Genomic DNA, 16,404 nt, shown 5'->3' with positions numbered 1-16,404 from the left:
CTAAAAGACGATGACCTGCCGCTGCGACATGGGTTGACGTTAACGTCAACTGGTCTATTGTCCGTTCAAACCGCTGCCGATAGCGCCTTTTGCGGAGAAGCCGCGCCGCCGTCAAGCTCGGAACAGTGAAAACAGTCAATTGCCGGCGTGCGCCAAGCCGGCTGGTTTGGGAGGACCTGAATGTATCGCGCCCCTGTCGATGAGATTGCCTTCACGTTGAAACACGTCTGCGGATTTGGAGATCTGCGGAAAAGTGACCGTTTTGCCGAACTCGGCGACGATCTTGTCGACGCCATCGTCACGGAGGCCGGCCGGTTCGCCGCCGACGAGATCGCACCACTCAACGCGGTGGCCGACAAACACGGCACACAGCTTGCCGATGGCAAGGTGACAACGTCTCCCGGATGGCGCGAGGCCTATCATGCCTGGATAGAGGGGGGCTGGAACGGCTTGACCGCCGATCCCGAATTCGGTGGCCAGGGTTTGCCGCAGATGCTGTCCGCCGCCGCGCTGGAAATGTGGAATTCAGGCTCCATGGCATTCGCGATCGGACCGACCCTCACGATCGGCGCCGTCGAGGCGATGGAAAAGCATGCGTCGCCGGAGCTGAAAGCCAGATATCTGGAAAAGCTGGTTTCCGGCGAGTGGATGGGCACAATGAATCTGACCGAGCCTCAGGCCGGTTCGGATCTCAATGCCCTGAAAGCAAAGGCGGAACGCCGGGACGACGGCACCTACCGTATTTTCGGGCAAAAGATTTTCATCACCTATGGCGACCACGACCTGACCGACAACATCGTTCACATGGTGCTGGCCCGTCTGCCGGATGCGCCTCCCGGAACCAGGGGCATCTCCCTGTTTCTGGTGCCCAAGTTTCTCGTCAATGACGACGGCTCTCCGGGCGCGCGCAACGATGTCCGCGTTGCCGGGGTCGAGCACAAGATGGGCATTCACGGTTCGCCGACCTGCACCATGATCTATGGCGACGAAGGCGGTGCCGTCGGTTGGCTTGTCGGCGAGGAAAACCGCGGGTTGGCCTGCATGTTCACGATGATGAACAACGCGCGCCTGGCCGTCGGCATCCAGGGGCTCGGTGTTGCCGAACGCGCCTGTCAGGATGCGCTCGCCTATGCGCTCGACCGCAAGCAGGGACGGGCTGCGGGAGACAAGGGCGAGGGCATGAGCCCGATAGCCCGCCATCCCGACATCAAGCGCATGCTGCTCGGCATGAAAACGAGAACCCAGGTCGCCCGCGCGATCTGCTACTCCTGCGCCCATGCGATCGACATGGCGCATGCGGCCGAAGACCCGGACGCGGCAAAATTCTGGTCCGAACGGGCCAGTCTGCTGACGCCGATTGCCAAGGCGCTTTCGACCGATTTCGGCGTCGAGGTCGCTTCGCTCGGCATCCAGATCCATGGCGGCATGGGCTTCATCGAGGAGACCGGCGCGGCCCAGCACCTGCGCGACGCCCGCATCGCCCCGATCTACGAGGGCACCAACGGCATCCAGTCCATCGATCTTGTCATGCGCAAGCTGCCGCTCTCCGGCGGCGAGCATGTCAGGGGCTTTATCGCGGAGCTGAAGGATATAGCCGGGGAGGTGGCCGCCTCCAACCGCCCGGAATTCGGTGCGGCGGCGGAACGTCTGTTGGCGAGCATCGGCGATCTGGAAGAAACCACGGACTTCATGCTGACCGCACAGTCGGAAGGGCGCGTCGCGGAGGCGCTGGCGGGGGCGACGCCCTATCTGCGCGTTGCCGGGCTTGCGCTTGGCGGTGCGTTGCTCGCCAGGGGGGCGTTGCGCTCCGGCGCGGAGCCGGCAGGTAAACTTGCCGAACGCACGCTGCTGGCCCGGAATTTCTGTGAAACCACGCTTGGGGAAACGGCGGGTCTCAAGTCGGACATTCTCCTGTCTGCCGCTTCCGTGCTGGCCTTCGATGCGGAAGCCTCGGCGTCCTGACGTTTTGGCATTGTGAAATTCTGGCGTCCTGATCCGCCCACAGGAGTTGACTATGATCCGAATATCCCAGGAAAACGGCGTCCGGACCCTGCGTCTGGACCGCCTGGAGAAGAAGAACGCTCTGACGGGACAGATGTATACCGATCTGGCGGAGGCGCTTGAGAGCGGCAACTCGGATGACACCGTCCGCTGCCATCTGGTCTGCGGTCAGCCGGAAGTCTTCACCGCCGGCAACGACATCGGCGATTTCCTGCAATATGCCGGCAAGTCCGGTCTGGGCGAAACGCCCGTCGTCCGTTTCCTGCGCGCGCTGGTGAGGAACGAAAAGCCGCTGGTGGCCGCACTCGACGGCATCGCCATCGGCGTCGGCACCACCTTGCTGATGCATTGCGACATGGTGTTCGCCAGTCCGCGCACGCTCATCCGCTCGCCCTTTGTCGATCTCGGTCTGGTGCCGGAGGCAGGCTCCAGCCTTCTCGGGCCGCAGCTCATGGGCCATGCGCGCGCCTTTGAACTGCTCTGCCTCGGCCGGGCGTTTTCGGCGCGAAAGGCGGAGATGGCCGGTCTGGTCAATGAAGTGGTCGAAGGCGATGTCGATGCCGCCGCCCTGGCCTGCGCCGAAGAGATCGCGGCGAAGCCGCCCGAAGCAATGGCGCTGTCGCGCAAGCTTCTGCGCGGCGATACGCAGAAGCTTTCCGAGCGGGTCGAAGAGGAAATCCGGATCTTCGCAAGCCGTCTGAGCGCGCCGGAGACAATGGCGGCGTTTCAGGCCTTCATGACGAAAAAGACCGCCTAGCATACGGACCGGGGAAACGTCATCGGTCCTGAGGGTGGCAAGCGCAGAGCCGGGAGGCGACGGCGTGAAAAAGACAATGCTTGCCGATGTCTCCGGCAGGCGGGGAATGACCGGCCGGCAAATTCGAGCGTTCCAAGGCATCACTCCAGAGGAGGAGAAAACATGTCCCTGAAGGGCAAGACCCTGTTCATCACCGGTGCCTCGCGCGGCATCGGCAAGGCAATCGCGCTGAGAGCAGCTCGCGACGGCGCCAACATCGCCGTTGCCGCCAAGACCGCCGAGCCGCATCCCAAGCTGGAAGGCACGATCTATACGGCCGCGAAGGAAATCGAGGCCGCAGGCGGCAAGGCGCTGCCGCTGGTTGTTGACGTGCGCGACGACGAAGCCGTGAAGGCGGCAATCGACAAGACCGCCGCACATTTCGGCGGCCTGGACATCCTGGTCAACAATGCCAGCGCCATCCAGTTGACGCCGCTTGCCCAGACCGACATGAAGCGCTTTGACCTGATGCACCAGATCAACACGCGCGGCACGCTGGCCTGTTCCAAACATGCGATCGAGCATCTGAAAAACGCCGGCAATCCGCACATTCTGATGCTGTCGCCGCCGCTCGACATGCAGGAGAAATGGTTCGCGCCGTTCACGCCCTATTCGATCGCCAAATACGGCATGAGCCTGACCGTGCTCGGCCTGGCCGGTGAATTGCGGTCCAGCGGCATTGCCGTCAACGCTCTGTGGCCGCGCACGACCATCGCCACGGCGGCGATCAGGAACATCATCGGCGGCGACAAGCTGATGCAGCAGAGCCGGACACCGGATATCCTCGCCGACGCCGCCCATGAAATCTTCATATCGCCGTCGAAGGAGCTAACAGGTCAGTTTCTGATCGATGATACTTTCCTGGCAAGCCGGGGCGTCACCGATTTCGACAAATACCGGGTCGATCCGCGCCAGGCACTGGCCCCGGACTTTTTCGTGCCGGAGGACAGCGAAGCGCCCTGCGATCTCGGACCGCTCAAAGGCTGAGCGCCGGCGCCAAAAAAAGCTGGACAGGCTTGCATTGACGAGCCTGTTCATGCAATTTTCCCGGTGCCGATGAGGGCGGCAACCGGATCCGCGGAAAGCGCAAGCGCCCTGACGACTGACGACATATGCCGGTTTTTCACCTGCGCCCGAAACCAGCGGATCGCCCGGGCTTTGCAACAGGAGAAAAGCCATGTCCGATGGACCTGCATTCACCCTCGATACCTGCAAGAACGCGGCCCGCCGCCTCAGAAAAGCCCATGCGGCCGGCGATCCGGAAGCCCATGCGCGCGTTGCCGCTCATGTCGCCCCCGGCAAGATGCTCAGACATGCCGACTTTCTGCATGTGATTGCCTGCGAAGAGGGCCATGACAGTTGGCCGAAACTGAAATTTGCAGTCGAAAGCGCGGCCATGAGCCGAACCGAAAAGGCCGAGCGGCTGAAAGTGGCGCTCTACCAGGGACAACACTGGAAAACCGACAGGCTTCTGGCTGAGGATCCGACCCTGAAGGACGACAATCTCGGCCTGCAGGTTGCGCTTTACGATCTGGAAGCGGTGCAGACGGCTGTCGGCAGCGATCCCGGCGCGGCTGTCCGGCCTGTCGGCTTGCGCTCGCCGATCCTGCACCTGGCGTTTTCAAGGGAAATTCACCGCAGTCCCGAAAAAGAGGCCGACATGATGGCGATTGCCGGGCTGCTGGTTGCAAACGGTGCGGACGTCAATGACGGGTATCCGTTTCAGCCAGGTGAAAAGGACCTGCTTCCCGCCCTTTATGGGGCGCTCTGTCATGCGGACAATTTCACGCTCGGCCGATGGCTTCTGGAAAAAGGCGCCGACCCCAATGACAGGGAAAGCCTCTATCATGCGGCTGAACTGGACCACCCGCAGGCGCTTGAGTTGCTTCTGAGCCACGGCGCCCGTCCTGACGGCACCAATGCGCTGCCACGGGCGCTCGATTTCGAGGACGAGGTCAAGGTGCGGATGCTCCTGGAAGCCGGGGCCGATCCCAACATCACCGTGCCGGACCAGCCGGGCGGCCTGCCGCTGAACACCATTCCCGCGCTCCATCAGGCTGTCCGGCGCGGCCGCCCGGCCGGGATCGTCGCGCTTCTTCTCAAGTTCGGCGCGGACGCGGGGGCGGCCTGGCAGGGCCACACGCCCTATGCGCTCGCGCGGATCTACGGCAACAAGGCCGCAGCGGATAGGCTGGAGGAGAAAGGGCACGCTTCGGCGCTCTCCGAAAGCGAGATGATCCTCGCGGCCTGCGCCGACGGCGCCGCCCGGCCGGGAAGCCTGGACCCTGCAAGCCTGGACCCTGCAAGCCTGGACCCTGCCGCGCTGACCTGTGAAGACCGCGGCCTTCTGAGCGAACTGGCGGCGTTGCCCGGTCGGCTCGATCATCTGAAGGCCCTCGTGGAAGCCGGTTTTGACCCCGACGCGGTCGACGGCATGGGGCTGCCGCCCTTGCATATCGCTGGATGGCATGGACTGGTGCCGGAGCTGAGCTACTTTCTGTCGCTCGATCCGGATCTTTCCAGGAAGAACCACTACGGCGGCGACGCGCTCGACACGGTGGTGCACGGTTCCGAATTCGCGCCGGCGCGTATCGACAGCGACCATGTCGCCTGCGCGCGGCTGTTGCTGGAGGCCGGCAGCGTTCTTCGGCCGCACTATGTCACCCATTGCGGCAATCCGGACATGGCGGCGTTTCTGGAGGATTGGCAGGAACAGTCCGGTCAGTCGTAAGCCGGTATGGCGGGCGGGCAGAGGGTCCGCCCCTCCGAGCCCGCCACCTTTGGCGGCGGGCTCGGCAGATCTGACAGGGGTGCGCTCCCAAACGGATCAAAAGGTTGGGGACTTGAGGCTTCATGGCGGAACAAGCGCCAAAACCTGCATATGGTCGAAACCGGATTTTGAAAGGAGAATTCACTATGGAAGGTGCATTGGACCAGGTCAGCGTGTACGCACCGCTGCTGATCAACGCGGTCAAGGCGGTCGTCGTCCTGGCAATCGGGTGGTTTCTGGCGGGTTTCCTGTCGGCGTTGGTCAAGAGGCGGATCGTGAACCATCCGCGCATCGACGATACCATCGGCGGTTTTGCCGCCTCGCTCGTGCGCTGGGTGGTTCTCCTGATCACCTTGATCGCCGTGTTGCAGTTGTTCGGCATCCAGGCAACAAGCCTCGTGGCCGTCCTCGGCGCCGGTACGCTGGCGATCGGTCTCGCCCTTCAGGGCACCCTGAGCGACATCGCCGCCGGGGTCATGCTGATCATCTTCCGGCCTTACAGGATCGGCCAGTTCGTCGACATCGGCGGCACCAGCGGAACCGTGAAAGACCTGAATATTTTCGTGACCGAACTGGTCACGCCGGACAATGTGCAGATCATCATGCCCAACGGCCAGGCCTGGGGAACGGTGTTGACCAACTACTCCGCCCATCCCACCCGCCGTCTCGATCTGACCTTCGGCATCGACTATGGCGACGACATCGACAAGGCGGTCCAGATCATTCTCGATGTCGCCAATGCCGACGCGCGTGTTCAAAAAGATCCCGAACCCTGGGTCCGGGTGACAAATCTCGGCGACAGTTCCGTCGATCTGGGTGTGCGCCTGTGGTGCAGTTCCGGCGACTACTGGGAGCTGAAATTCCATATGCTGAAGGCGGTCAAGGAAGCCTTCGATGCGGGCGGCATTTCCATTCCCTATCCGCACGCAGTGGAAATCCAGAAAGCAGGCTGAGGCCTTGCGCACACGGGACGGGCATCGGGCCCGTCCCGGGACTACGCCGTCTCCATCTTCTGCCGCGACGCCTCGCCTGCGGTCTCGCCCGGCTCCGCGTCGTCTCCGGCTTCGCAGGCAGCCTCCGGTTCCGATGCCTCCGGGGGGGCTGAGCGCTCCTCGGTGGATTCGGCCGTCTCATTGCTTCCGGTCGTCTCATCGCTTCCGGCGATTTCGGGCGTGGCGTCCGGGATCGGTTCCTCGCTCCCCTTGGCCTGCGTTTCCTCGTGCTCGCGCGGCACGATATCGGCGAAGAACGGCACAACGGGATCCTCGATCTCGGTGGTGTCGTCGTCGGTGTTCATGAACTGCCGCTTGCGCGCAAGGGCACCGACATGCTCGCGCAGGTCCTCATGCTGCTTCATCAGATCCTTGAAGTCCTGCGCCCCGAGGCTGAGCAACTGGCAATAGCCGAGCGCGACCACGTCCGCGCTGCGCCGGCCGCCCGTCATCAGCGCGATCTCGCCGAAAACGTCGCCCCGTCCCAGGCGGACGGCATGGGTCGGCGTGCGCACTTCGACCGCACCCGAGGCGATGAAATAGGCGGCATCGCCCCGGTCGCCCTTGCGGATCAGCTTTTCCCCCGGGGTTGCGAATTGCGGCCGCATCATGCGCCGGATCGCCTTCTTCTGTTTGGCCGGCAAATCGGCGAACAGCGGGTGGGCATTCACCAGTTCGCGTGTCTTCAGCCCCAGATCGAGTTTCGGGCGCGTGTTGCAGGCACGGCGGGCACGTTCAACATCGCGCAACAGGTCACGGTGCAATTCCGTCCCGATCAGCATCTGCGCCTTGGCATCGTCGTAGGCGGTTTCCTCCAGGCGGACACCGGCCCTTCTGAGGAACTGCTCTTCCAGGGCGTCGGCATAGTCGGGATATTGAAGGCGCAGGGCGTCGATGGCCTGCAGGGTCTCGTCCTGACGGATGGCGAGCGTGTCGTGGAGAATGTCGCCGACGCGATCGCCGAGCAGCGGCCGGATGTCTTCGTTGCTGAACTCGATCAGCTCGTCCGCGAGGATCCGGTAGATCAGCAGGAACTCGAAACGGTCGGCAAGACGGATCGCAAGCGGCCGCGTGATCCGCAGCCGTCTTTGCAGGGCCTGGGCCAGGCGGAACGAGAAATCGAACTTCAGCGGCTGCCGTGTGGCCTTGTTGTAGCCGGACCGGCCGTCACTGCGGGTCAGGTCGCCGGTCCGGCCCGTCAGCGTAAGGAAGCGCGACACCGATCGGCCCGAAATGGTTTTCTCGTGGAAGTGTTCCAGCACAAGCTGCTGTTCCCGGTCCGCCAGGGCAATCAGTCCGATGCGGACGCGGTCCCAGTCTTTCAGTTCCTCCAGCTTGTTGGTTTCCGCCGCCGCGGCACCAGCCCTGTCCTCATATTCGTTGAGCACCTGCGCGGTGGCATGGGGCCCGATATGATATTCTTTCGCCGCGCTCTCCAGCCCGTGGCGCACGTCCGACAGGGACAGCGCCTGGAACTGTGTCCGGAACGCCTCGTCGCGGGGGTTCAACTGATTGAGGCCCAGCAGACGGATCAGCGGCTTCAGGCTGGTGCCGTAGACAAGCAGGGTGAACAGCACGAACCCCGTCGCCAGCTTGGTGACGAAAACGGAGACTTCCTCCGACAGGGCCGCATGCTCGGACACGCTCAGCGCCAGCGTCAGTGTCACGGCCCCGCGCATGCCGCCCCAAAGGATCACGGTCTTGAACTTGTTGTTGATCGATTGCCCCATCCTGAAAATGCTCAGAACCGGCAACAGTCCGAATATCACCACGGCCCGCGCTGCCAGCGCGGCAATGATGACGACCAGCAGCAGCAGGATGTCGACCGGCGTGAAACCTTCCACGAAACGCGGGATCAGGATGGCCGAGAGCAGAAAGATCAGCGATGCCGCCCAGAAGGAGATCTGCTCCCACACGGCATGAAGAAACTGCCAGTTGGCCGGCTGGATGCGCGCCGGCCCGTAGAAATTGAACACGGTTCCCGCACAGACCACCGCCACCACGGCGGAAACATCGGCGAACTGGTCGCTGAGCACATAGGTGCCGTAGGGCAGGGCCAGGCTCAACGTCACCTGGGCCAGGGGGATGTCGCGCATGACCGGCAGGAGGCTTACGGCGATCCGCCCCAGAAGCGCCCCGACAATGAAGCCGCCGGCCAGAGACCGGAAAAAGGCAATCGCGGCCTCGTTCACCGACAGCGCTTGTTGCCCGGTGAGAATATGCACGAGGATCACGAAGATGACGATGGCCGCGGCGTCGTTCAACAGGCTTTCGCCCTCGACGATGCGTCCGAGCCGCGCCGGTGCTCCGATGTCGCGGAAAATGGCGACCACGGCGACCGGGTCGGTGGTGGCCACGATCGAGCCGAGCAGCAGGCAGGCGACGAGGGAGATGTCCGTGAGAGAAAACAGCAAGGCGAGTGGATAGAGCGCGAAGCCGATCAACACCGTCGCCACGAAAACCGCCACGATCGCCATAACCAGAATGGGGCCGGCATCCTCCATGATCCGGCGGACGTCCAGGGTCAGGGCGGTCTGGAACAGCAGGATCGGCAGAAAGATGTAAAGGATCATCTCCGAATCCAGCGGCGGATTGATGAAGACATCCGCGATGGCGTTGAAGACGTTGGTCTCGGCCGTGTAGCGCAGATAGATCGCCAGAATGCCGATCAGCGTGCCCACGGTGGCCAGCAGAACGCTGGGCGCCAGCCCGAGCCGCCGGGCGAGCGGCTGCAGCAGGGATATTGTCAGCAGGAGCAGCGCAAAAGCGCCTGTAATCAATGGCGTTTCCATTAAGACATGGTGCACCGCGATTGCGGCAATTTCAAATGCAATGACATGATTTTCAAATACTCGGTAAAGCGTTGATTGGTTGGGTGCGGGTGCGTGTCACCTGGAAGCCTTGCGCTCTGACAGCCAGATGCCCCCGAGCACGAGCCCCATCGCGATACCGTGGTGCCACTCGAAGGGCTCGCCCAGGATCGAGACGGCCAGGATGGCGGCGAAAATCGGCACAAGATTGATGAATACACCCGCCCGGGCCGGTCCGATCAGTTCCACGCCGCGCATGAAGGTAATCTGCGCCAGGCACGAGGGAAACAGCGCGATGTAAAGAACCACGAACCAGCCCTGATGACTTGGCCATCGCACGCTTTCGTTGGCGATCTCGTAAAAGAGCCCCGGCACGGAGGTCAGCGCGGAGATGCCGGACAGCACCGCGAAGAAGGCCAGCGGGGGTACACGGGGCCGGTTCCTGAGCGCCAGGGTGTAGCCCGAATAAAGCACGCATGCGAGAAGCATGACCCCGTCACCCGGATTGACGGCGAGGGCCAGAAGCACCTCAAGCTTGCCCTGGGCCGCGATCAGGATCACGCCGACCAGCGTCAGCAGTATGCCGAGCACCTGAACGAACCGAACCCGGGTCCCGAAGGAGATCATGGAGCCGACCAGCACCAGGATCGGCATCGAGCCCTGGAGAATGCCCAGATTGACTGCGGTCGTCTGGGTGGCGGCAATGTAGAACAGCGAGTTGAAACCCACGAAACCGAAGATCGCCATCAGCAGCATGCGCGGAAAATACGGCCGCATCGCCGGCCATTCGGACCGGATGCTCGCCGCCTGCAGGGGGAGCAGAATGGCGGCCACGATGACCCAGCGCAGAAAAACGACCACCATCGGCGAGACTTCGCCGACCGCAAGGCGCCCGGCCACCGTGTTGCCGCCCCAGAACAGTGTCGTCAGGACAAGCATCAGCACGGCGTTGCCATAGGTCAGGTCGCCAGAGCGTTTAATGAAAGCGAGCATGAATTCCTTGGGATATATCGGTGCAGGAGACCCCATCGGTAACGGATCATGCAGTCCGCGCAAAGGGCATTCTGCGTGTTTGCCGGTGCGCCGTCAGAAATAATGTAACTGATTTTTTCCTCCACGGAGAAAGTCATGCTTGGTCTCCGACGATTGACGCGTGCCCGTTTTGACACCAAAACACACGGCGAATAGCCTCCGGGTCAGCAAATGAATGGAGAATGGTATGACAAGCCGGATCGACGCATATGGATTGCAGGTGGACAGTGCCCTTTACGACTTCGTCAACGAGAAGGCGTTGCCGGATACCGGCGTCGATCGGGAGCGCTTCTGGAAAGGCTTTTCCAGCCTGATCCATGATCTTGCCCCGAAGAACCGGGCTCTTCTGGAGCAGCGGGACCGCCTCCAGGAGAAAATCGACGCCTGGCACAAGGCCAATCCCGGCACCCCGGACATGGCCGGCTACAAGACATTCCTTCAGGAGATCGGATACCTTGTGCCTGAAGGCGAAGACTTCGATGTCGGCACCTCGAACATTGATCCGGAAATCGGCACGGTTGCCGGTCCGCAGCTCGTCGTGCCCGTGATGAATGCCCGCTACGCGCTGAACGCGGCCAATGCCCGCTGGGGCTCGCTCTACGATGCGCTCTACGGCACGGATGCCATGGGCTCGCGGCCGCAGGGCAAGGGGTTCGATCCTGAGCGCGGTGCGCAGGTGATTGCCTATGCCCGCAAGGTCCTGGACGACGCGGCTCCGCTTGCTGTGGGCAGCTGGGCGGACGTCACCGGCTTCGCCGTGGAGAACGAGGCGCTGGTGCTCGGGAGCGACAATGGACCGCTGGCACTCTCCGATCCCGGCCAGTTCGCCGGCTATACCGGAGAACCGGCCGCCCCCTACAAGGTGCTTCTGGTCAGGAACGGCCTGCATCTGGAGATCAACGTCGACAGCCAGCATCCGATCGGCAGGACCGACAAGGCCCATGTTTCCGACATCATCCTGGAATCGGCCATGTCGACGATCATGGACTGCGAGGATTCCGTCGCCGCCGTCGATGCCGAGGACAAGCTCGTCGTCTATTCCAACTGGCTCGGCCTGATGAAGGGCGATCTGGAAGAAACTTTCGAAAAGGGCGGCGAGACCGTCGTCCGGCGCATGAATGGCGACCGGCACTACACGGCACCGGACGGCGGCGCACTGGCGCTGCACGGCCGCTCGCTGCTGCTGGTGCGCAATGTCGGCCACCTCATGACCATCGGCGCCGTTCTGGACAGGGACGGAAACGAAGTTCCCGAAGGACTGCTTGACGGCATGCTCACGGGGCTGATCGCGCTGCATGACGTTGGTCCGAGCGGGCGGAGGCTCAACAGCCGCGCCGGGTCGGTCTATATCGTCAAACCGAAGATGCACGGCCCGGAGGAGGTTGCGTTTGCCTGCGAGATTTTTGACCGTGTCGAGGACACGCTCGGCCTGGCGCGCAACACGCTCAAGATGGGCATCATGGACGAGGAACGCCGCACCACGGTGAACCTCAAGGAATGCATTCGCAAGGCAAGAGACCGGGTGTTCTTCATCAACACCGGCTTCCTGGACCGGACCGGTGACGAGATGCACACCTCGATGGAAGCCGGCCCGATGATCCGCAAGGGCGACATGAAGGCCGCGGCCTGGATCGGCGCCTATGAAAACAACAATGTCGATGTCGGGCTGGCCTGCGGCCTGCCGGGGCATGCTCAGATCGGCAAGGGCATGTGGGCGATGCCGGACCTGATGAATGCCATGCTGGAGCAGAAGATCGGCCATCCGATGTCCGGCGCCAACACCGCCTGGGTGCCGTCTCCGACCGCAGCGACGCTGCACGCGCTGCACTACCACAAGGTCAATGTGGCCGACCGGCAGGAGGAGCTGAAGACCCGCGACGCGGCGAAACTGGAGGACATCCTGTCCATACCGGTTGCGGACCGCCCGAACTGGGCGCCGAAGGACATTCAGGCGGAACTCGACAACAACGCCCAGGGGATCCTTGGATACGTCGTGCGCTGGGTGGAGCAGGGGATCGGTTGCTCCAAGGTGCCGGACATCAACGACGTCGGCCTGATGGAAGACCGGGCAACGCTGCGCATTTCCTCCCAGCACATCGCCAACTGGCTGCATCACGGTGTGGTTTCGGAGGATCAGGTTCTGGAAACCATGAAGCGCATGGCGGCCGTTGTGGACGGTCAGAACGCGGGCGATCCCGACTATCGTCCGATGGCCGCGGATTTTGACGGATCCGTTGCCTTCCAGGCCGCCTGCGAGCTCGTGTTCGAAGGTACGAAACAGCCCAACGGCTACACTGAGCCGGTGCTGCACCGCCGCCGCATCGAGTTCAAGGCCAGGGCCGTCGCCTGACGCCATACCGTGCCGGACAGGCCGGTTCTCGCGCGGATGCGCGGGAACCGGCCTGTCCGGAGGCGGCAATGCTGAGCCGCAAGCAAATCCGGCGGTCCCGGAGACCAGGCAGCGGCAAGCCTTAACCGGTAAAATTCGAGGCAAATTCTTGCGGTTGCATGGCAGCGAGGCTCTCGGAAATATGTATTTCTTTTCAGAAAGTTACGGTCTTTAACCGGTTGTTAGTCATATGTTCGCACGCCTGCGTGCTTTTACGATTTTCTTCGCAAAACGCGGTAGTTTGCATCTTCTGGAGTAGATGATGCTAACAGTGCTGTCATGCATAGTATTCGAACATGATCCCTTGTTCGTGGTGCTTGCGGTCATGATCCTGGCGATTGGGTCGGTGCTGACCGTGCGCCTCTACGCGAGGGTTCGGCGCACGCATGGCGATCTCAAGCACTTGTGGCTGCTTCTGTCCGGCCTGATCGCGGGTGGAAGCATCTGGAGCACGCATTTTGTCGCGATGATCGCCTACAGCAGCCCGCTTGTTCTGGGCTACGATCTGGGCCTGAGCGCTTTCTCGCTTCTCGTGGCCGTCGCCGGCACGACCGCCGGACTGATGATCAGCAGTCTCACGCAGCGGTCGTTTCTGATCGAGGTCGGCGGGGTCGTTTTCGGCGCGTCGATCGCGGCCATGCATTTCATTGGGATCGCGGCCATGCAGGTCTCCGGCATCCTGACACTCTCCGCGCCCTACGTCGCCGCCGCCGTCGTCCTGTCCTGTATTTTCGGTGCGATCGCGACCAACCGGCTTGCCCGTCCGGTCACCAGATACTGCAAATACGGGGCGGTGATCAGTCTGATCCTGGCCGTGGCAAGTCTTCATTTCGTCGCCATGACCGGCGTCGACATCCTGCCGCTGAGGCTTGACGGCAGCGTCAAGGACCTCGTCTCCAACCAGCTTGTCGGCATCGCCATCGTTTTCACCATGAGCGTTCTCATGCTGTCGGCGACGATCACCTATTCGATCGACAACGCGAACACCGAAGTAGCCGACACACGCCTGAACCACATCGCCAATCACGATCCCCTGACGGGACTTCCCAACCGCGCGGCACTCGACTTCCATCTTGAGGGAGCCCTGGCCCGCGTTTTCAACGACAATGCGCGCATGATCGTGCTGAGCTGCAACCTGACCCGGTTCAAGCAAGTCAACGAAGTCCTCGGACACGCGGGCGGGGACGCGCTGTTGCGCCATGTGGCGAATGGCCTGTCGCAGTACCTGGAAACAGGGGAATATGTCGCCAGGATCAGCGGCGACGAATTCGCCATCGTCGGCAAGCCGGTCTATTTTCGCGGCGACATGCTGGATCTTTGCAAGAGAGTTCAGAAAATCGTGGGCCTGCCGATGACCTGGCAGGGCGAGGAGATCCGCGCAAGCTGCTGTGTCGGCTACGCGACCTATCCCGACCATGCCACCAGCGGCGCGCACCTGATGGAGGCCGCGGAGCAGGCCATGCACCGGGCCAAGGCTGCCGGAGGCAATGCCGCGCTCTGCTATGATACCCAGAAGGACCAGCAGATCCGGGATCGCAGCGCCCTGGCCATGGATCTGGGCAACGCGCTCCGGAACGGTGAATTCGAGCTCTTCTATCAGTTGCAGAACCACGTCGTGACCCGGGATGTGACGGGCGTCGAGGTTCTGCTGCGCTGGAACCACCCCTCACGGGGTCGGGTCGCGCCCGACGAATTCGTTCCGATCGCGGAGAAAACCGGCCAGATCCGGGACATCGGCGCGTGGACCCTCCGCACCGCCTGCCGGGAGGCCGCTGGCTGGACCCTTCCGGTCAAGGTGGCGGTCAACGTCGCGCCGGTGCAACTGTCCGATCCGCAGTTTCCGGACATCGTCGCTCATGCCTTGCGGGAAACCGGACTGAAGCCGGAGCGTCTGGAGCTGGAAATCACGGAAACCGGCATCATTGCCGACACCACGCACGCCCTGCAGGTCATTCACCAGTTGAAGCGGCTCGGTGTACGGGTCGCGATGGATGATTTCGGGACGGGCTATTCCTCGCTGGCGACCCTGCAGGCCTTTCCCTTCGACAAGATCAAGATCGACCGGGAATTCATCAAGGACCTCGGCGCCAACAAGCAGTCCGAGGCCATCGTCCGGGCCACGATCATTCTCGGCGAGAGCCTCGGGATACCCGTGCTTGCCGAAGGCGTCGAAACGGAGGACCATCTCGCGTTTCTCGCCAGGCTCGGCTGCAGCGAGGTGCAGGGATACCTGTTCGGAAAGCCGATGCCGACCGCCGACCTGCGGGTCGCCCTGATGATACCCGCTCCGGTGCGTTCCGGCAGTCCCGACCAGGAAGCCGCACGGATCAGCCAGGTCGCGTGATCCCCATCTTTGCCTCCAGGAGCCGGCTTGTGCCTGCCGGCTCACAGCCCTTTCAAAGCGGCAGCGCCGGGCTCTCCTGAAGGCCCAGATGCAATTCGGTGCCCGTGTACGGGTTGGCTCTCGCGACGGCTTCGTTCAGCTCATGCCCCAGTCCCGGTTCGCCTGAAGGTATGACATAGCCGTCTTCCCAGCGGATTGGCGTGTTCAGAAGGTCCGCATAGAACCCGTCGAAGGTCCGGATCGATTCCAGCACCAGAAAATTCGGGCTGCAGGCAGCCAGTTGGATGTTGGCGAGCGCCACCAGCGGGCCGCAGTAGAGATGTGGCGCGATCTGCGCGGAATGACATTCGGCCATCCCCGCGATCTTCCTGGCTTCCAGCAGGCCGCCGACGCGGCCGAGGTTCATCTGCAGGATTGACGCGGCGCCCGTTTCCAGCACGCGCGAGAACTCGTATTTCGTGCAGAGCCGTTCGCCGGTGGCCACGGGAATGGACGTGAAGCGGGCGACCTCGGCCATGTCCTCAGGTTTTTCCGGCGGGATCGGCTCCTCGAACCACAACGGGTCGTAAGCTTCGATGCGGCGGGCCATGCGCTTGGCACCGGAGACCGTGAACTGGCCGTGGGTGCCGAACAGAAGGTCGGCCCGGGTGCCGACCGTTTCGCGGATCGCACGGCAGAAGCCTTCGGAGCGTTCCAGATCCTCAAGGCTCGGCTGGTGGCCGTCATAGATGGTATAGGCGCCCGCCGGGTCGAATTTGACCGCCGTGAAGCCCTTGCGAACCGCGGCCGCGGCTGCTTGCGCGGCCAGATCCGGATCGTTGTAGACATTGGGCCGGTCCGGATCCGGATAGACATCGCCTGCTTCCGGGTAGAGATAGGTGTAGGAGCGCAGCCGCTCGTGCACCTTGCCGCCCAAAAGCTCGTAGACCGGCTTGCCGGCGGCCTTGCCGATAATGTCCCAGCAGGACATTTCCAGCCCGGACAGGACGCCCATCACCGTGACATCGGGCCGCTGCGTGTAGCCGGCGCCATAGGTCTTGTGCCAGAGCTTCTCGATGTGATGCGGGTCAGCGCCGGCGAATTGCCGCTCGAAAACGTCCTTCGCCATTTCGGCCACAAGGTGCGGCCCGAAGGTGGCGTTGTAGATCTCGCCATAGCCGGTGACGCCGCAGGCGGTCACCAGCTTGACGAAGATGAAATAGCGGCCGCCGTGACGCGGCGGCGGGTTTCCGACGACAAAGGTTTCGATCTGGTCGAGTTTCATGAGGGC

Annotated in this window: 10 protein-coding genes; 7 read left to right on the top strand and 3 right to left on the bottom strand. The window is 62.8% G+C overall.

Translation table 11 applies throughout. The annotated features are described in order from the left end of the window. Positions 1–180 precede the first annotated feature (180 nt). The 5 genes from AC0VX3_RS21825 (at position 181) to AC0VX3_RS21805 (ending at position 6,520) form a co-directional block, all read left to right on the top strand. Complete coding sequence (locus AC0VX3_RS21825) at positions 181–1,962, top strand: acyl-CoA dehydrogenase (protein ID WP_475522281.1); 1,782 nt, start codon at positions 181–183, stop codon at positions 1,960–1,962. A gap of 52 nt (positions 1,963–2,014) precedes the next feature. After that, positions 2,015–2,758 (top strand): crotonase/enoyl-CoA hydratase family protein, encoded by a 744-nt coding sequence (locus tag AC0VX3_RS21820; RefSeq protein ID WP_475522280.1) that lies wholly within the window; start codon positions 2,015–2,017, stop codon positions 2,756–2,758. 162 nt (positions 2,759–2,920) lie between these two features. Next, positions 2,921–3,784: an SDR family oxidoreductase gene (locus AC0VX3_RS21815; protein ID WP_475522279.1), complete on the top strand. Its 864-nt coding sequence runs from the start codon at positions 2,921–2,923 to the stop codon at positions 3,782–3,784. A 190-nt stretch (positions 3,785–3,974) separates the two neighbouring features. Further along, positions 3,975–5,528 carry an ankyrin repeat domain-containing protein gene (locus AC0VX3_RS21810; protein WP_475522278.1) on the top strand — a complete coding sequence of 518 codons (1,554 nt, stop codon included), beginning with the start codon at positions 3,975–3,977 and terminating at the stop codon, positions 5,526–5,528. A gap of 185 nt (positions 5,529–5,713) precedes the next feature. Further along, positions 5,714–6,520 carry a mechanosensitive ion channel family protein gene (locus AC0VX3_RS21805; RefSeq protein WP_475522277.1) on the top strand — a complete coding sequence of 269 codons (807 nt, stop codon included), beginning with the start codon at positions 5,714–5,716 and terminating at the stop codon, positions 6,518–6,520. Positions 6,521–6,561: 41 nt separating this feature from the next. Here the strand turns inward: AC0VX3_RS21805 and AC0VX3_RS21800 are convergent, their stop codons facing one another. Beyond that, a complete protein-coding gene (locus AC0VX3_RS21800; RefSeq protein WP_475522276.1) occupies positions 6,562–9,339 on the bottom strand; it encodes a cation:proton antiporter in 2,778 nt (925 codons plus the stop codon). Positions 9,340–9,447: 108 nt separating this feature from the next. After that, positions 9,448–10,362, bottom strand: coding sequence for a DMT family transporter (locus tag AC0VX3_RS21795; RefSeq protein WP_475522275.1), 915 nt, complete (start codon positions 10,360–10,362; stop codon positions 9,448–9,450). Between the two features lie 226 nt (positions 10,363–10,588). Between AC0VX3_RS21795 and AC0VX3_RS21790 the strand changes: the two genes are divergently transcribed. Further along, the gene (locus tag AC0VX3_RS21790; protein WP_475522274.1) at positions 10,589–12,751 is read left to right on the top strand and encodes a malate synthase G; all 2,163 of its coding nucleotides are present in this window, start codon (positions 10,589–10,591) and stop codon (positions 12,749–12,751) included. A gap of 364 nt (positions 12,752–13,115) precedes the next feature. Further along, positions 13,116–15,134, top strand: a complete 2,019-nt coding sequence (locus AC0VX3_RS21785; RefSeq protein WP_475522273.1) for a putative bifunctional diguanylate cyclase/phosphodiesterase — start codon at positions 13,116–13,118, stop codon at positions 15,132–15,134. Between the two features lie 52 nt (positions 15,135–15,186). On the opposite strand, the gene AC0VX3_RS21780 is transcribed toward AC0VX3_RS21785, so the two are convergent. After that, complete coding sequence (locus tag AC0VX3_RS21780) at positions 15,187–16,398, bottom strand: mandelate racemase/muconate lactonizing enzyme family protein (RefSeq protein ID WP_475522272.1); 1,212 nt, start codon at positions 16,396–16,398, stop codon at positions 15,187–15,189. Positions 16,399–16,404: the final 6 nt, after the last annotated feature.

The sequence above is a fragment of the Roseibium sp. QJM3NY_11 genome (assembly GCF_056173175.1).
Note: the sequence above shows the minus strand (reverse complement) of the source record. Positions and strands in the feature narration are given on the sequence as shown.